The 15,475-nt window shown below is 63.5% G+C and carries 18 protein-coding genes; 9 read left to right on the forward strand and 9 right to left on the reverse strand.

Features of this window, described 5'->3' with window-relative positions; all coding sequences use genetic code 11:
- Positions 1 to 64 precede the first annotated feature (64 nt).
- The 5 genes from LXM55_RS15080 to rluB all read left to right on the forward strand — a co-directional run bounded on the left by LXM55_RS15080 (position 65) and on the right by rluB (position 4,824).
- Positions 65 to 925: a PHP domain-containing protein gene (locus LXM55_RS15080; protein WP_233321105.1), complete on the forward strand. Its 861-nt coding sequence runs from the start codon at positions 65 to 67 to the stop codon at positions 923 to 925.
- Positions 926 to 938: 13 nt separating this feature from the next.
- On the forward strand, positions 939 to 1,568 hold the full coding sequence (locus LXM55_RS15085) for an L-threonylcarbamoyladenylate synthase (protein ID WP_233321107.1): 630 nt from the start codon (positions 939 to 941) through the stop codon (positions 1,566 to 1,568).
- 120 nt (positions 1,569 to 1,688) lie between these two features.
- Complete coding sequence (locus LXM55_RS15090; RefSeq protein ID WP_173655933.1) at positions 1,689 to 2,387, forward strand: segregation and condensation protein A; 699 nt, start codon at positions 1,689 to 1,691, stop codon at positions 2,385 to 2,387.
- A gap of 12 nt (positions 2,388 to 2,399) precedes the next feature.
- Complete coding sequence (gene scpB, locus LXM55_RS15095; protein WP_233321108.1) at positions 2,400 to 3,407, forward strand: SMC-Scp complex subunit ScpB; 1,008 nt, start codon at positions 2,400 to 2,402, stop codon at positions 3,405 to 3,407.
- Positions 3,408 to 3,633: 226 nt separating this feature from the next.
- The gene (gene rluB, locus LXM55_RS15100; RefSeq protein WP_233321109.1) at positions 3,634 to 4,824 is read left to right on the forward strand and encodes a 23S rRNA pseudouridine(2605) synthase RluB; all 1,191 of its coding nucleotides are present in this window, start codon (positions 3,634 to 3,636) and stop codon (positions 4,822 to 4,824) included.
- A 109-nt stretch (positions 4,825 to 4,933) separates the two neighbouring features.
- On the opposite strand, the gene LXM55_RS15105 is transcribed toward rluB, so the two are convergent.
- The gene (locus LXM55_RS15105) at positions 4,934 to 5,899 is read right to left on the reverse strand and encodes a leucyl aminopeptidase (RefSeq protein WP_233321111.1); all 966 of its coding nucleotides are present in this window, start codon (positions 5,897 to 5,899) and stop codon (positions 4,934 to 4,936) included.
- Between the two features lie 63 nt (positions 5,900 to 5,962).
- Positions 5,963 to 6,100, reverse strand: a complete 138-nt coding sequence (locus tag LXM55_RS15110) for a hypothetical protein (RefSeq protein WP_232644369.1) — start codon at positions 6,098 to 6,100, stop codon at positions 5,963 to 5,965.
- Positions 6,101 to 7,119: 1,019 nt separating this feature from the next.
- Here LXM55_RS15110 and LXM55_RS15115 point away from each other — a divergent pair.
- Positions 7,120 to 8,541 (forward strand): amino acid permease, encoded by a 1,422-nt coding sequence (locus LXM55_RS15115; RefSeq protein ID WP_233321112.1) that lies wholly within the window; start codon positions 7,120 to 7,122, stop codon positions 8,539 to 8,541.
- 148 nt (positions 8,542 to 8,689) lie between these two features.
- Entirely contained in the window at positions 8,690 to 9,103 is a 414-nt protein-coding gene (gene arfB / locus LXM55_RS15120) for an alternative ribosome rescue aminoacyl-tRNA hydrolase ArfB (protein WP_233321114.1), read from the forward strand.
- On the opposite strand, the gene LXM55_RS15125 is transcribed toward arfB, so the two are convergent.
- The 5 genes from LXM55_RS15125 to LXM55_RS15140 form a co-directional block, all read right to left on the reverse strand.
- On the reverse strand, positions 9,100 to 10,299 hold the full coding sequence (locus LXM55_RS15125) for an MFS transporter (protein ID WP_233321115.1): 1,200 nt from the start codon (positions 10,297 to 10,299) through the stop codon (positions 9,100 to 9,102). The genes arfB and LXM55_RS15125 overlap by 4 nt on opposite strands.
- A gap of 117 nt (positions 10,300 to 10,416) precedes the next feature.
- A complete protein-coding gene (locus LXM55_RS15130; protein WP_233321117.1) occupies positions 10,417 to 10,599 on the reverse strand; it encodes a hypothetical protein in 183 nt (60 codons plus the stop codon).
- An 87-nt stretch (positions 10,600 to 10,686) separates the two neighbouring features.
- Complete coding sequence (locus tag LXM55_RS32440; protein WP_267924420.1) at positions 10,687 to 10,818, reverse strand: hypothetical protein; 132 nt, start codon at positions 10,816 to 10,818, stop codon at positions 10,687 to 10,689.
- A 228-nt stretch (positions 10,819 to 11,046) separates the two neighbouring features.
- A complete protein-coding gene (locus tag LXM55_RS15135; RefSeq protein WP_233321118.1) occupies positions 11,047 to 11,364 on the reverse strand; it encodes a cupredoxin domain-containing protein in 318 nt (105 codons plus the stop codon).
- Positions 11,365 to 11,375: 11 nt separating this feature from the next.
- Complete coding sequence (locus LXM55_RS15140) at positions 11,376 to 12,347, reverse strand: metallophosphoesterase family protein (protein WP_233321119.1); 972 nt, start codon at positions 12,345 to 12,347, stop codon at positions 11,376 to 11,378.
- A 148-nt stretch (positions 12,348 to 12,495) separates the two neighbouring features.
- Here LXM55_RS15140 and LXM55_RS15145 point away from each other — a divergent pair, with 148 nt between their 5' ends.
- Positions 12,496 to 13,002, forward strand: a complete 507-nt coding sequence (locus tag LXM55_RS15145; RefSeq protein WP_233321120.1) for a sigma-70 family RNA polymerase sigma factor — start codon at positions 12,496 to 12,498, stop codon at positions 13,000 to 13,002.
- Positions 13,002 to 13,772, forward strand: a complete 771-nt coding sequence (locus LXM55_RS15150) for an anti-sigma factor family protein (protein ID WP_233321517.1) — start codon at positions 13,002 to 13,004, stop codon at positions 13,770 to 13,772. Before LXM55_RS15145 ends, LXM55_RS15150 begins: the two co-directional genes overlap by 1 nt.
- Before the next feature lie 140 nt (positions 13,773 to 13,912).
- On the opposite strand, the gene LXM55_RS15155 is transcribed toward LXM55_RS15150, so the two are convergent.
- Together LXM55_RS15155 and LXM55_RS15160 are read right to left on the reverse strand one after the other, a co-directional pair.
- The gene (locus LXM55_RS15155) at positions 13,913 to 15,109 is read right to left on the reverse strand and encodes an amino acid aminotransferase (RefSeq protein ID WP_233321121.1); all 1,197 of its coding nucleotides are present in this window, start codon (positions 15,107 to 15,109) and stop codon (positions 13,913 to 13,915) included.
- Complete coding sequence (locus tag LXM55_RS15160) at positions 15,109 to 15,465, reverse strand: 4a-hydroxytetrahydrobiopterin dehydratase (protein WP_007930096.1); 357 nt, start codon at positions 15,463 to 15,465, stop codon at positions 15,109 to 15,111. The genes LXM55_RS15155 and LXM55_RS15160 overlap by 1 nt, the downstream gene beginning before the upstream one ends.
- Between the last annotated feature and the right edge of the window lie 10 nt (positions 15,466 to 15,475).

Consider the following 15,475-nt stretch of genomic DNA (forward strand, 5'->3'; position numbering starts at 1 on the left):
CCCGGCATAATAACAAACATCCTTGGTAGCGAAAGCGCCAGCTGACTTGAGGTTTTATCGTCCTGTGAATGTTGATTTGCACTGCCATAGCACGGCCTCCGACGGCGCTCTTGCGCCTGCGGTTCTGGTTGCGCGTGCGTACGAGAGAGGCGTGCGAATCCTGTCCCTGACCGACCACGACACCCTCGAAGGGCTGGACGAGGCCCGTCAGGCGGCGCAACAACTGGGCATGCAATTGGTCAATGGGGTCGAGCTGTCCTGTACCTGGGGGGGCGCCACCATCCATGTGCTGGGCTATGGCTTCGATACCCGGGCTCCAGCATTGGTGGAGGCCATCGAAAAACTCCACGAAGGCCGCTGGCTGCGTTCGGAGGAGATCAGCCGCAAGCTGGCCCTCAAGGGCATGCCGGGAGCGCTGGAAGGCGCCCGGGCGATCCAGCAGGAACTGGGAGACAGCGGCAACGCCCCGGCGCGGCCGCACTTTGCCGACTATCTGGTACGCGCCGGCTTTGTGAAGGATCGTGCCGAGGCGTTTCGCAAATGGCTGGGTGCCGGCAAGCTGGGGGACGTCAAGCAGCATTGGCCGACCCTGGAAGAAACCGTCGGCACGCTGCGGGCCGCGGGGGCCTGGGTCAGCCTGGCCCATCCCTGGCATTACGATTTCACCCGCAGCAAGCGTCGCCGCTTGATTGCCGACTATATTCAAGCCGGTGGTCATGCAATCGAAGTGGTCAATGGCCACCAACCTGCAGAGCAAGTGGGCAGTTTGGCTATTCTTGCTCGTGAATTCGGACTGCTGGTCAGCGCCGGCAGTGACTTTCATGGACCTGGAGGCTGGTCCGAGATCGGCGAGTACCGCCCGGTTCCGGAGGACCTGCCGCCCCTTTGGTGTCGGTTCAAACATGAGCCAATTATTGCCGCCTGAACAGGTAGAGACAGTGAGTCAATTTTTCCAGATCCACCCGGAAAACCCACAGCCACGCCTGATCAAACAGGCTGTCGAGATCATTCGCAGCGGTGGCGTGGTGATCTATCCCACCGATTCGTCCTACGCCGTCGCCTGCCAGATGGGCGACAAGGGCGCGATCGAGCGGGTGCGACGCCTGCGTCAGCTGGACGAAAAGCACAACTTCGCGCTGATCTGCAGTGACCTGTCGCAGTTGGGCCTGTTCGCCAAGATCGACACCGGTACCTTCCGCCTGCTCAAGGCCCATGTGCCGGGGCCTTACACCTTCATTCTCAACGCCACTCGGGAAGTGCCGCGCCTGCTGCTGCACCCCAAGCGCCGCACTATCGGCCTGCGGGTGCCGAGCAACCCGATTGCCCTGGCGCTGCTGGCCGAACTGGGCGAGCCGCTGATGAGCGTCAGCCTGATCATGCCCGGTGATACCGAGGCGTTGAGCGATCCCTACGAGATGCGCCAGTTGCTGGAGCACCAGGTGGACCTGATCATCGACGGCGGTTTCGGCAGCACCGAGTCCTCCACGGTGATCAACCTTGCCGATGGCGAGCCGGAAGTGATCCGCGTCGGTTGCGGCGACCCCGCGCCGTTCATGGCCGAGGCCTAGATGTCCGCAGTGGAAACCGTTGACGATCAGGCCGGCGCCCAGCAGGAGCTGCCGTTTGCCATGGTCTACGGCCAGGCGGTCATGGAAATGCCCCTGGACCTGTACATCCCCCCGGATGCCCTGGAGGTCTTCCTCGAAGCCTTCGAGGGCCCGTTGGACTTGCTGCTGTACCTGATCCGCAAGCAGAACATCAATATCCTCGACATCCCGGTGGCGGAAATCACCCGCCAGTACATGGGCTATGTGGAGTTGATGCAATCGGTGCGCCTGGAGCTGGCCGCCGAGTACCTGGTGATGGCGGCGATGCTGGCCGAGATCAAATCGCGAATGCTTCTGCCGCGTTCCGCCGAGGTCGAGGAAGAAGAGGACGACCCGCGAGCCGAACTGATTCGCCGCCTGCAGGAATACGAGCGCTTCAAGGCCGCCGCTGAAGGCATCGATGGCCTGAGCCGGGTTGGTCGCGACGTGGTGGTGCCCAAGCTCGATGCTCCCGAGGCCCGGGTGCGCAAGCTGCTGCCGGATGTGGCCCTGGAAGAGTTGCTGATGTCCATGGCCGAGGTGCTGCGCCGTGGCGACATGTTCGAAAGCCACCAGGTCAGCCGTGAGGCCCTCTCTACCCGCGAGCGCATGAGCGATGTGCTGGAGCGGCTCAAGGGCGGCGGTTTCGTGCCCTTTGTCGAGCTGTTCACCGCCGAGGAAGGGCGCCTGGGGGTGGTGGTGACCTTCATGGCGATCCTCGAACTGGTCAAGGAATCCCTGGTCGAGCTGGTGCAGAATGAGCCCTTTGCGGCCATCCACGTACGGGCGCGAGCCGAATAACGAGCTTAAATCATGAACCTGAATGAACCCCGCGAGCTGGCCTCCCTGCTCGAAGCCTTTCTGTTGGCCTCGGGAAAACCCCAGTCCCTGGAACGCCTGTTCGAGCTCTTCGAAGAAGCCGAGCGGCCGGACCCTGCGGTCTTCAAGAAGGCCCTGACCCTGCTCGGCAAATCCTGCGAGGGGCGGGCCTTCGAGCTCAAGGAAGTGGCTTCCGGCTATCGCCTGCAGATCCGCGAAAAGTTCGCGCCCTGGGTCGGCCGCCTGTGGGAGGAGCGCCCGCAGCGCTACTCCCGTGCCCTGCTGGAAACCATGGCGCTGATTGCCTACCGCCAACCCATCACCCGCGGCGAGATCGAGGACGTGCGCGGCGTGGCGGTCAACAGCAACATCGTCAAGACCCTGCTGGAGCGCGAGTGGATCCGTGTGGTGGGGTATCGCGATGTGCCGGGAAAACCGGCGATGTTCGCCACCACCAAGGCCTTTCTCGACCACTTCAATCTGAAGAACCTTGACGACCTGCCGCCGCTGGCCGAGCTGCGGGAGATCGAGGCCGAGCCGGTGCTGGAGTTCGATGACGCGCCCGTGCCCGAGCACCTGCAGCAACTGGCCGACGCCAGCGCCGAGCCGGAAGAGCCCAAGGAAGAAACCAGCTTCCATACCCTGTTGCTGGAGCTGGACTCCATGGAGGAGGGGATCAAGACCGACTTCGACGACCTGCATCGTGATGGCGCGGTTGAGCCTGGGAACTCGGAGCCGCTGTTCGATCAGCCAGAGGTGCAAGCCGAGCCTGACATCCCGGGTGACGACTTGGATGACTCCCATGAGTTTGCAGTCGAGCCCGAAGCGCAGCCGCAGGTTGAAGCCGAGGACGATGTGCTGGGTGTCGCCGAGGCCCGGGCCAAATTGCTGGCCGCCGTTGCAGCCCTGGAGCCTTCGGTGCCGGAGTTGAGCGAAGAAGAGGCCGAAGCCCTGGCCCTGGCCGAAGCCATTGAAAACGAACGCCGCCTGCTGGACGACTGACGCACGGCTTGCGGGCCTCTTCGTCGGCCAGCCGGCTTCTACGGGGGGATGTTCGTCACCGATGGGCGGAAAAAAGCCCGGGCGGCGACTTATCAACTAGTCTGTGATGCGCAACTGCCGCCATGAGCGTATGATTCGCGACCCTTTGGCGATCCCTTCGCCACAGAACCTGTTTTCACGTCTTCAGGCCGCTCTAACCTGAAGCGCTACACCGGGAGGTGCCCAGATGAGCGATACCGATCAGAACGACCAGGAAATCCGTCCAGCCGGCGAGAAACTGCAGAAAGTCCTCGCCCGCATCGGCGTTGGCTCGCGCCGCGACGTCGAGGCCTGGATCAGCCAGGGCCGGATCAAGGTCAACGGCAAAGAGGCCACCCTGGGCCTGCGCGTCGACCTGCATGACGCCATTTCCATCGATGGCAAGGTGATCAAGCGCGAAGAGGCCGCCGAATCGGTGCGCCGCGTGATCATGTACAACAAGCCCGACGGCGAGATCTGCACCCGTGACGACCCGGAAGGCCGTCCAACCGTGTTCGACAAGCTGCCGCGTCCGCGCGAAGGCCGCTGGATCAACATCGGTCGCCTGGACATCAACACCACCGGCTTGCTGATGTTCACCACCGACGGTGAGCTGGCCAACCGCCTGATGCACCCTTCCTACGAGATGGACCGCGAGTACGCGGTGCGTGTGCGTGGTGAAGTCGACGACGAGATGATCGAGCGCCTCAAGGCCGGGGTCATGCTCGAAGACGGCCCGGCCAAGTTCACCGACATCCAGCAGGCGCCCGGTGGCGAAGGTTTCAACCACTGGTACCATTGTGTGGTGATGGAAGGGCGCAACCGTGAAGTGCGCCGCCTGTGGGAGTCCCAGGGCCTGGTGGTCAGCCGCCTGAAGCGCGTGCGCTTCGGTCCGGTGTTCCTCAACTCCGACCTGCCCATGGGCCGCTGGCGCGAAATGAGCCAGTACGAAGTCGATGTGCTCAGTGCCGAAGTCGGCCTGACCCCGGTGGCGCTGCCGCAGCTCAACGCCAAGTCCAAGGACAAGCTGGAGCGCATGCAGCGCAAATCCTCGCGTCCGGTGGGCAAGAGCGAGCGCGTGCGCACCCTGCGTCCGGCCAACGGTGCACCGGCCAACCCGCGTGTTTCCCGTGAGCCGCAGATCGAAGGCGAGCGCCCAGGGCGCAAGCCGGCGGCGCGCCCGGATGGCGAGCGTGGCTCCCGTGCTCCGCGTCCGGCCACTGGCCGTGGTACCCCGGTAGCCGAGCGTCCGGCGGACACCAAGCGCCCCGCCAAACCGGCGCCGAAGTCCAAGCGCCCAAGCCTGGTGCTGGACAAGGACGCGCCGTCCGGCAAGCGTCGTGGCGCCCCGGCCGGTACAGGCCAGCGTCCTGGCTTCGGTCGTCGCAAGCCGGAGTAAGCTTCGGCCCGCCGACAAAAACGCCAACCTGCGGGTTGGCGTTTTTTTTTGCCTGCCGCCACGTAGGAACCGGCTGGCCGGCGAACAGGCCCGCAAGCTGGTTGCTGCGCTAGAAGGCAAACTGGCCGTCGAACACCGGCTTGTTGTCCACCGTCAGCACTCCCGAGCTGAAGATCAGGTCCAGGTGGTGGCTGCCCTTGGCGCCGCCTCCCAGCCCCAGGTGCAGGCCGCAGTGACGTTCCTCGAAGCCGGAATTGCGCCCATAGAGGGACCTGATGCCCTCGTTGGTGCCGATGCCCAGTTCCTCAATGCGCCGGTTGGACGGATTGGCGTTCAGGTACTTGTTGAAGTCATTGGCCAGCCCGGGCACCTCGGTGGCGACCCGGCTGATACTCGAGTTGTCGATCCACAGCTCCAGCGGTGCTTTCAGTACCCCGTATTTGCGGGCGAAGGGGATGGTGCTGAGGAAGGTGCCGAGAAACTTCACATGACCGTTGATGGCATCGCTGTGGGTGGCGATTTCCCCCGGTGCCAGGTCGTAGTTGCCGACGCCGTTGATGTCGGTCCATTTCCTCACGCTGCTCAAGGGCGCCTCGAAATATGAGCCCTGCGGGTCGCTGAAGCTCAGGGTCGAGGCCTGGGACAGGCGGCGGATCAAGGTGGCATTGAGGTCGGCGATGCGCTGGGGCTCGACGCTGAAGGTGTCGTAGAAGTACTCGCCGTAATCCTTGAACAGCAGCGACTTCTTCCAGTGCTCGGCCATCAGCCCGTGCAGGGGGCGGAGGAACTCCGGGCCGTCGGGGCGCGGCTGGGGCAGGGTCGAGGAATCGTAGAAAAAGATGTACAGGTCGCACTCGATGATCGCCCGGGCCAGCTGTTCGGCGGGTTCCAGGTCCAGGCGCAGGGCGCTGATCGTCAACGGCGTGGCCTGGCGCGACTGTTCGACGATGGCGCCGACCATGGCCTGGTACTCGGCGGTGTGGCCGATCACCACCCTGGGTTTCCGAGTGCCGCTCAAGGCCGGGTGTCGTTCGAGGTAATACAGGAAATGGTGGATGGCGCGGGTCTGGTCCATAAAACCTCCCTGGAGGACAAAGGAGACCGGGGCAGGCGTGGTGCCTGCTCCGGCCCGGGCGCCTTACATCGGCCACATGGCAGTGCCGAATGGCACCACCGCGTCGGCCTGCATCATTTCCACTGCGGCTTCATGGGTTGTGGCTTCGAACCAGTCGTCCAGCTGCAGTTCGGTTTCCAGGTCCTGTTCAAGTGCTTGCATGGTGTCTCTCCTAGATACAGTGCGTAAGCAGTCCATTGTTGGAGCAGTTGAACAGCGGCGAACGGGAGGGTTACGGGGCCGTCCAGCCACTCCGGGAACTTGCCGGATGAGTGATCCGGCAAGTGGCTGGAAACCTAGTCCAGGGGATTTTGAAGTGCAAAAAAATAATTAGATTATTTTCTGCTGGACTTTATTTTCTATTTTTCACTGAAAGATTTATTGCTTGAAAACAAAAAGCTAAGGCTTTCCCCGGTGCCGAGCGGCTTGGGTGTCAATTTGCAGTCGGCGCCCTGGATGATCTGCCTTGGCAATTTATCGTTACGCGTCGTAAAGAAAACATGACGAGAAGGGCCATGAACTGGCCGCAATGCGTCGTCGCGCAGCGGCTGTAAGGAAAAGCTTCCGAAGGATGCCTGGAAAAGCCAGCGCCAAGGCTCTAGGCCGCTTGTTCCGGGGCGCCAAGGCAGGTGAGATGCACACCTGCCTGCGTACAGGTACATAACAAGAAGGAGGCGCAATGAACGCCGTAACCGTCTTTCACCAATACCCTTCGATGGGCGATGGCCTTCGCTCATTCATCGACGACCCCACGCGGTCCGTCCACTTTTTTGCCGCCGATGCCGAGCATCGAGCCGGCCCCGCGGGATCCCGGTTACCGGCACGCTGAAACAGCGGTGTCTGGCGACAGGGGGGCAGGGGTGTACAATGCGCGGCGTTTTAACTGTGACCCAACTGCGTACCCGCGCATTTTGCGTCTGCGCCGCGTGTTTCAGCTTGCCCCGAGGGTGCTGAAAACACCGCTGCCGGGCCAATAAACTCAAGGTTATCCACCTTGTTCACCCCGCCGCGTCACGAGCGTGGTGGGTTCGATTTCGTCACAGATAAAAACAAACAGGTGACGCATGACCGTTAAAAAAACGCTGAACTTCTGGTGCCTGCGCTGGGGTTTGATCCGCGCCGCTTAAGCCTTTACCGGGCGGCAACGTCTGACACACATTACCTTGCGTGAGAGCCTTTTCATGAGTGGACAAAACTCGCATTCGGGCGAGCTGAAACGCGGCCTGAAAAATCGCCACATTCAACTGATCGCCCTGGGCGGCGCGATCGGTACCGGTTTGTTCCTGGGGTCGGCCGGGGTGCTCAAATCCGCCGGCCCGTCGATGATCCTCGGCTACGCCATCTGCGGTTTCATCGCGTTCATGATCATGCGCCAGCTCGGCGAGATGATCGTCGAGGAGCCAGTCGCCGGCTCCTTCAGCCACTTTGCCCATAAGTACTGGGGTGGTTTCGCCGGTTTTCTCTCGGGCTGGAACTGCTGGATCCTCTACATCCTGGTGGGCATGTCGGAGCTGACCGCGGTTGGCAAGTACGTGCACTACTGGTGGCCGGACGTCCCGACCTGGGCTTCGGCGGCGGTGTTCTTCGTGATGATCAACGCCATCAACCTGGCCAACGTCAAGGTCTTCGGCGAGGCCGAGTTCTGGTTCGCCATCATCAAGGTGGTGGCCATCGTCGGCATGATCGCCCTGGGCAGCTATCTGCTGGTCAGCGGTCACGGCGGCCCGCAGGCCTCGGTGAGCAACCTCTGGTCCCACGGCGGCTTCTTCCCCAACGGCGTGAGCGGGCTGGTGATGGCCATGGCGATCATCATGTTCTCCTTCGGCGGCCTGGAAATGCTCGGCTTCACCGCTGCTGAAGCCGACAAGCCGAAGACCGTGATTCCCAAGGCGATCAATCAGGTGATCTACCGCATCCTGATCTTCTACATCGGCGCTTTGGTAGTGCTGCTGTCGCTGACACCGTGGGACACCCTGCTGGTGACCCTGAACGCTTCCGGCGATGCCTACAGTGGCAGCCCGTTCGTCCAGGTGTTCTCGATGCTGGGCAGCAACACCGCGGCGCACATCCTCAACTTCGTGGTCCTGACCGCGGCGCTGTCGGTGTACAACAGCGGCACCTACTGCAACAGCCGCATGCTGCTGGGCATGGCCGAGCAGGGCGATGCGCCGAAAGTCCTGGCCAAGATCGACAAGCGCGGCGTGCCGGTGATGTCGATCCTCGCCTCGGCGGTGGTGACCTTCGTCGCCGTGGTGCTCAACTACCTGATCCCGCAGCATGCCCTGGAGCTGCTGATGTCCCTGGTGGTGGCCACCCTGGTGATCAACTGGGCGATGATCAGCTACTCGCACTTCAAGTTCCGCCAGCACATGAACCGCACCGGCCAGACCTCGCTGTTCAAGGCCTTGTGGTACCCCTACGGCAACTACGTCTGCCTGGCGTTCGTGGTGTTCATCCTCGGCATCATGCTGATGATCCCGGGCATCCAGATCTCGGTGTACGCGATCCCGGTGTGGGTGGTGTTCATGTGGGTCTGCTACCTGATCAAGAACAAGCGCAGTGCCCAGCATGCGCTGCAGGCGGCCAGCCCTTCGCTGAAGTAAGGGCGGCCCCGGCCATGACTAACCCGGCTCCGGCCGGGTTTTTCATGCCTGTGACCTTTGTGGGAGGCGCTGGCTTGCCAGCGAAGAGGCCCGCAAGAGCATGGGGAATGGGGGTATCCTGTGCGCCCTGAAAACGGATTCCTGTTCCATGCTGGTGATTTCCAACAACGTGCATCTGCCGGATGCCGAGATCGAGCTGACCGCCATCCGCGCCCAGGGCGCCGGAGGGCAGAACGTCAATAAAGTGTCCAGCGCGGTGCATTTGCGCTTCGACATTCCGGCCTCGTCCCTGCCGCCGTTCTACAAGGAGCGCCTGCTGGCGCTGCGCGACAGCCGCATCACCAGTGACGGCGTGATCGTCCTCAAGGCCCAGCAATACCGTACCCAGGAGCAGAACCGTGCCGATGCCCTGGAGCGCCTCACCGAGCTGATTCTCAGCGCCATCAAGGTGGAGAAGAAACGCCGCCCGACCAAGCCGACCCTGGGCTCGAAGAAGCGCCGCCTGGAAACCAAGGCCAAGCGCGGCAGCATCAAGGCCGGGCGCGGCAAAGTGGACTTCTAGCGCGCCTCGCGTTCCTGGCGCAGCTTGGGCGCCTGGTGGTGCAGGTACAGGCTCAGCACCAGGCCGCTGCAGGCGGCGATGGCGGCGAAGAGGAAGATCGAGGCAAAGCCGAAGCCGGCGGCAATCGCCCCGGCCAGGGGGCCGGTGATGCCCAGCGACAGGTCGATGAACAGCGAGTAGGCGCCCACCGCGGCACCACGGCTGGAGGCCGGCACCAGGTTCACCGCTTCCACCCCCAGGGCCGGGAACACCAGGGAGAAGCCGAAGCCGCTCAAGGCTGCGCCGGCCAGGGCCCAGTGGGCGTCGGGAGCCAGCCACAGCAGCAACAGGCCGAGGGTTTCCACCGACAGGCAGGCAATTGCCACGCGAAAGCCGCCGAGGCGGTTGATCAGGTTGCCGAACAGCAGGCGGGCACCGATGAAGCTGGCGCCGAACAGGCTCAGGCACAGCACGGCGTTGGCCCAATGCTGAGTGGCGTAGTACAGGGTGATGAAGGTGGCGATGGTGCCAAAGCCGATGGAGCCCAGGGCTAGGCCGCAGCCGTGGGGGAAGACTTTGCCCAGCACGTGGATGAACGGCAGGCGTTCGCCGGCGACGATGGGCGCGGCGAGTTTTGGCCAGGCCAGCAGCAGGCCGATCAACGCCAGCAGGATGATGCTCGCGCCCATGCTCCACAGCCCCAGCTGATTCACCAGCCATACCCCCAGCGGTGCGCCGATGGCCAGGGCGCCGTAGCTGGCGATGCCGTTCCAGGAAATCACCTTGGCGGTGTTCTGCGCGCCGACCCGGCCGATGCCCCAGCCGATGGCGCCCGAGCCCACCAGGCTTTCCGCGCTGCCCAGGACCAGGCGGCCGATCAGCAGGCTGACCAGGCTCAGGGTCGGCAGGGCCTGTAGCCAGGCCGAGAGCAGCATGAACACCCCGCTCAGGCCGCAGCCGGCCAGGCCGTACATCACCGCGCGCTTGCTGCCCAGGTTGTCGATGATGCGCCCGGCGTACGGTCGGCTGAGCAGGGTGGCCAGGTACTGCACGCTGATCACCAGGCCGGCAATCACTGCGCCAAAACCCAGGTCGCTGTGCACATAGCCCGGCAGTACCGCCAGCGGAATGCCGATATTCAGGTAGCCGATAAAGGTGAACAGAACGATGGAGACGACTTGCAGCGTGACCGTCAAGGGGCGCTGGGAATCTGGCATGGGGAGGGGACCACTGCGACAGCTGAATAGATAGGGTGCTTATGATACCGATGTGCAGGGAGGGGTTGTGGGAGAAATCGACGTGTTGTTCAGATTTTTACCTGGCCAGTTGCCGGCTCAGGCGTCTTTGCTGCCCAGCAAACGGGTGGTAACCAAGGCGGCCAGGGCGTTTTCCTGGGTGCCGAAGCGGGCAAGCAAGGCGGCCTGTTTTTCCGCGCTGAGGCGATTCCACACTTCGATCATCTGTTCGGCAGCGCCGATCAGCACGCTGGCTTGGGTTTCGCTGAAAGATTCGGTCATGGTGTGGCGGGGCTCGGGGGGAGGGTTTCAGGCGGTGTGGAAAGCGCTTGAGTAGCGCTTTCCACACGGTCTGGTTACAGCTCTTCTTCAGTCTTCGCTGTCGGCCTTGCGGCTGTCGGCGGCTTCTTGCACTGCAGGCTTTTGGGCGCTGGCTTGTGGCGGGGTTGTCTGCTCAGTTTCGTGCAGGCTTGGGAAGGGGAGATTCGGGATCTCATGCATGTCGTTGCTCCTCGCAAAGTCTGTTTTTTAAATCGCTGGGTAGATCCGCGCTTTTAAAAAGCCTGGGCAGGATACAGCAGTACAAATGACAGAAAGATTTTTATTTCCCCTCGGTCGAGGGTCATTCGTCAGGTCCCGGGTGTTTTGGTGGCGCGTGACAGTGCATGGCCGCACCGGCCGCGGCCGCCCGGTGTTGCGCCGCAAAGAGCGCTGCACCGGGCTTGTTGCCTAGGGTTGTGGCGGGCTGACGATGATCTTGCCGATCATCTGTGGGTGCAGGACGCAGAAGTACTGGTAGGTGCCGGGGGTATCGAACTGGTAGGAAAAGCGGTCGTTGGTGTCCAGGGCCGCGGAACGGAACAGCGTGTGGGTCTCCGTCACCGTGTGCGGTATCTGATCGTCATTGACCCAGGTGACCCGGGTACCCGCGGTGATTTGCACATCCTGGGGGTTGTACATGAACTCGCGGATATCGATCTTCACCTCCTGGGCCCAGGCCGGCGTTGCCAGGCAGCCCAGGAGTAGCAGCGTGAGCAATGTCTTCATCGCGCGGGACCTCAGACCAGGGTGGAGTCGATTAGCGCCAGGGGATGCTCGCCCTGGGTCGCGCGGACATCGGTGATGCCCAGGTAATTGCGCAATTGATCGGCGGCCACGGTCATCGGCCCCGGGTTCGCCGCCGCGCCGGGAGCCGGTTGCGGGTAGGCGGTGCCGCGAGCGGTATGGAACGTGATGTTGCCCTCGACCTTCTGGATGACCTGATGGATATGGCCGTTGAGGACCGTCACCGAGCCGAAGCGGCGCAGCAGGGCGATGGCCTGGTCGCCGTCCTCGGTGCCCCAGCCCCAGGGCTGGTAGATGGTCCACAACGGGATGTGGGTGAAGACCACGATCGGGGTGCTGCTGGTCACGGCCCGCAGGTCGTCCGCCAGCCAGGCCAGTTGCTCGGCGCCCAGGGTGGCTTCATGGCCGGGCTGCAGGTTGAAGACATTCACCAGGGCAATGAAGTGCACGCCCTGCTGGTCGAAGCTGTACCAGCCGTTGCCCCGCGTGCCCTTGCCATAGCGTTGCAGATAGAGCAGGCCGCCGCCTGCATCGAGGGTGTCGTGCTCGCCTGGTACATAGTGCACGGTGGACGGCAGGCCCTTGAGCAACTGGGCGGCGGTGTCGAACTCTTCAGCCCGGGACAGGTGGCTGATGTCTCCGGTGTGGAGGATCAGCGCGGGCCGCTTGGGCAGGGCAATGACCTTGTCGATGGCCACTTGCAGGGTCTTGACCGGTTCCGGGTTGGCTTCCTTGTTGAAGCCGATATGCGAATCGCTGATCTGCACGAAGTGAAAACTGCTGTTCAGGGCACTGGGATCGGTCGGCTGGCCTGCCTGATCCAGGGCGAAGGCCCGCGGGATACCTCCGCTCAAGGCCCAGATGACGCCGGCGCCGGCCCAGGCCGAGCACTTGAGCAGGGTGCGCCGGTCGGGATTCTGCGGGCCTTCGGTGGTTCGGGTGTGCGATGTGACGGGAGTGTCCATGGTGCGCCCTCGGTAGCGGTCTACAGTGATGGGTCTCACATCTGTAAAACCGCGCGGTGCAGGGCTTTATTCCGGGAAGGCGTATTTTTATTTCGGGAATAAAATGCCGGCTTTCACCGTTATAGGGTGCAAAGGACACGGAGCCACCATGACGCGATTCGAGGAACTGTTCCTGCCGCATCTGAATGCGGCCTATAACCTCGCGCGCTGGCTGACCGATAACGACAGCGCGGCCCAGGACGTGGTCCAGGAAAGCGCGTTTCGCGCGGTGAAGTTTCTCCATCGTTTCGACGGCAGCAATCCCAAGGCGTGGTTTCTGACCATAGTGCGCAACGAAAGCTACAACTGGCTCAAGGCTGCGGCGCGCCAGGGCGCGGTGGCTTTCGACGAGGCTTATGGCGAGGACGACCCGGCCCTGGCCGATGGGCGCACCCCGGAATGGCAGTTGATCCAGGGGCAGGAGGCCGCGCAGTTGCAACAGGCGCTTCAGGCCCTGGCGCCGGTGTTTCGTGAGGTGATAGTGCTCAAGGAGTTGGAAGACATGCCCTACAAGGACATTGCCAAGATCGTCGATATCCCCCTGGGAACGGTCATGTCGCGTCTGGCCAGGGCGCGCTCGCTGCTGCGGCTGCAACTGCAGAAGTCCCGGCCATGATCCACCCCATCGACTGCAAGACCTGCCGGGCCTGGCTGCACGGTGACCTCGACAACGAGTTGGAGACCAATGCCGCTGCCGAGGTGGCCGAGCACCGGCGCCACTGTGCCGAGTGTGCCTGGGAATATGCCGACGCCCAGCGCCTGGTGGCGCAGCTCAGGGCTCACATGCCCCATTACCAGGCGCCGGCAGGTTTGGCCCAGCACCTGCGGGCGAGTCTCGAGGCACCTGCGCCGCCCCGTGAGGGGCGGCTCCAGCGCTGGCTGGGCGGTGATGGTTGGCGTTGGCTGGCCCCGGGGTTTTCAACCCTGGCGCTGGCCTTGTCGCTGATGCTCTACCTGGCGGCGCCCTCTGCCGAGCGGCCGTGGCTGGATGAGGCGGTGTCCAGCCATGTGCGTTCGCTGATGGTCGATCACTTGAATGACGTGGTGTCCTCGGACCGGCACACGGTCAAGCCCTGGTTCACCGGCAAGCTGGATTTTGCCCCGCCGGTCTTCGATTTCAGTCAGCAGGGCTATCCGCTGCTGGGCGGGCGCCTGGACTACCTCCAGCAGCAAAGTGCGGCGGCCCTGACCTACGGCCATGGGCGGCACGTGATCAACCTGTTCATCCTGCCCACGACGCAGGCCGATGGCGCGGCGCAAAACCTCTCCTTGCGCGGCTACAACCTGGTGGCGTGGCGGCACAATCACCTGCGTTTCATCCTGGTGTCGGACCTGGAACAGGGCGAGCTGGCGGCGCTGGGGCAGTTGATCCAGAAAGGCCTTTGAAGGGGGGGGGGGGCTTTTTTTTGGGGGGGGGCAGCGAGGGCGGCCCGAGGGCTTGAGGGCTTGAGGGCTTGAGGGCGGGGGCAGCAAGCCCGGCCTCGGCACCGCAGTGCAAAGGCCGGGCATGCCGGCAGGGGCTGGATTCAGCCCTTGCAGACGCTGGCGATGGCGCGGGCCAGCAGGTCCAGGCGGGTGGCGTCGATCCCGGCCACGTTGGCGCGGCCGGAGCTGACCATGTACACGCTGTGCTGTTCACGCAGCGCCTGCACTTGGGCCGGGCTTAGGCCGGTGTAGGAGAACATCCCGCGTTGCACGCCGATATGGGCGAAGCGCTCGGCCAGACCATGGGGTTGCAAGGCTTCCACCAGGCCGGCGCGCAGTTGCGCGATACGCTGGCGCATGGCTTCGACTTCGTTGACCCACAGGCTTTTCAGTTGCGCGTCGCCAAGGATGGTGGCGACCACCGCGGCGCCGTGGTCCGGTGGCGTGGACCACAGGTTGCGGGCGATGTGGGCCAGTTGGCTGCGCACGTCGAGCAGCTTCTCGGCGTCCTGGGTGCAAACGATCAGGGCGCCGGTGCGATCGCGGTACAGGCCGAAGTTCTTCGAGCAGGAGCTGGTGATCAGCACTTCCGGCAGTTCGGCGGCGAACAGCCGCACTGCCCAGGCATCCTGCTCCAGGCCGTCGCCAAAGCCCTGGTAGGCGAAGTCGATCAGCGGCAGCAGTTGGCGGCTGCGCACCACGTCCAGCACCCGCTGCCAGTCGGCATGGCTGAGGTCGAAGCCCGTCGGGTTGTGGCAGCAGGCGTGCAGTAGCACCACGTCGCCCTTGGGCACCTGGTTCAGGGTGGCCAGCATGGCCTCGACGTCCAGGCGGTTGTCGCTGCCCACATAAGGGTAGTGACTGACCTTGACCCCGGCCGCGGCGAAGATGGTCTCGTGGATCGGCCAGGTCGGATCGCTCAGCCACACGCCCCGGCCCGGAAGGCAGTGGGCGATGAAGTCGGCGCTCAGGCGCAGGGCGCCAGTGCCGCCCGGGGTCTGGGTGGCGCCGGCGCGCTGGCTGGCGATCAGTGGCGAGTCGCTGCCCAGCACCAGTTGATTGATCACCTTGCCGAACGCCGCGTCGCCGTGGCCACCGATGTAGATCTTGGTGTCCTGGCTATCCACCAGGCGCTGCTCGGCCAGTTTCACCGAGCGCGGAATCGGAGTCAGGCCCTGGGCGTCCTTGTAGACGCCCACGCCAAGGTCGAACTTGTTCGGGTTGGGATCGCTGGCGTAGGCCCCCATCAGGCCGAGAATCGGGTCGCCGGGTACCCGGCCGATGGCGTCGAAATGCATTACTTGCGTCCTTCTGCGGTCTTGGCCACTTCGTCGGTACGAGCCGCCATGATGAAGTCGTTGCGGTGCAGGCCCTTGATCGAGTGGCTCCACCAGGTCACGGTGACCTTGCCCCACTCGGTGAGCAGGCCTGGGTGGTGGCCTTCGGCCTCGGAGATCTCGCCCATGGCATTGGTGAAGGCCAGGGCGAACTTGAAGTTCTTGAACAGGAAGACTTTCTCCAACTGCATCACGCCATCGCGAACTTCGATGTTCCAGTCAGGGATCTGCTTGATCAGTACCGGCAGTTCTTCGTCGCTGACTTGAGGGGCATCGGCGCGGCAGGCTTCGCAATGGGCTTGGTTCAGAGCGGTCATGGTGGGTTCC

The sequence above is a fragment of the Pseudomonas sp. Au-Pse12 genome (assembly GCF_021341665.1).
In the GTDB taxonomy this organism is placed as follows: domain Bacteria; phylum Pseudomonadota; class Gammaproteobacteria; order Pseudomonadales; family Pseudomonadaceae; genus Aquipseudomonas.

Bases quoted from the DNA above. Each gene is read 5' to 3' on its own strand.
- LXM55_RS15105 (WP_233321111.1), bottom strand. From the start codon at position 5,899: ATGGACCAGACCCGCGCCATCCACCATTTCCTGTATTACCTCGAACGA.
- LXM55_RS15140 (WP_233321119.1), bottom strand. From the start codon at position 12,347: ATGGACACTCCCGTCACATCGCACACCCGAACCACCGAAGGCCCGCAG.
- rluB (WP_233321109.1), top strand. From the start codon at position 3,634: ATGAGCGATACCGATCAGAACGACCAGGAAATCCGTCCAGCCGGCGAG.
- LXM55_RS15135 (WP_233321118.1), bottom strand. From the start codon at position 11,364: ATGAAGACATTGCTCACGCTGCTACTCCTGGGCTGCCTGGCAACGCCG.
- LXM55_RS15110 (WP_232644369.1), bottom strand. From the start codon at position 6,100: ATGCAAGCACTTGAACAGGACCTGGAAACCGAACTGCAGCTGGACGAC.
- arfB (WP_233321114.1), top strand. From the start codon at position 8,690: ATGCTGGTGATTTCCAACAACGTGCATCTGCCGGATGCCGAGATCGAG.
- LXM55_RS15155 (WP_233321121.1), bottom strand. From the start codon at position 15,109: ATGCATTTCGACGCCATCGGCCGGGTACCCGGCGACCCGATTCTCGGC.
- LXM55_RS15130 (WP_233321117.1), bottom strand. From the start codon at position 10,599: ATGACCGAATCTTTCAGCGAAACCCAAGCCAGCGTGCTGATCGGCGCT.
- LXM55_RS15145 (WP_233321120.1), top strand. From the start codon at position 12,496: ATGACGCGATTCGAGGAACTGTTCCTGCCGCATCTGAATGCGGCCTAT.
- LXM55_RS15125 (WP_233321115.1), bottom strand. From the start codon at position 10,299: ATGCCAGATTCCCAGCGCCCCTTGACGGTCACGCTGCAAGTCGTCTCC.
- LXM55_RS15115 (WP_233321112.1), top strand. From the start codon at position 7,120: ATGAGTGGACAAAACTCGCATTCGGGCGAGCTGAAACGCGGCCTGAAA.
- LXM55_RS32440 (WP_267924420.1), bottom strand. From the start codon at position 10,818: ATGCATGAGATCCCGAATCTCCCCTTCCCAAGCCTGCACGAAACTGAG.
- scpB (WP_233321108.1), top strand. From the start codon at position 2,400: ATGAACCTGAATGAACCCCGCGAGCTGGCCTCCCTGCTCGAAGCCTTT.
- LXM55_RS15160 (WP_007930096.1), bottom strand. From the start codon at position 15,465: ATGACCGCTCTGAACCAAGCCCATTGCGAAGCCTGCCGCGCCGATGCC.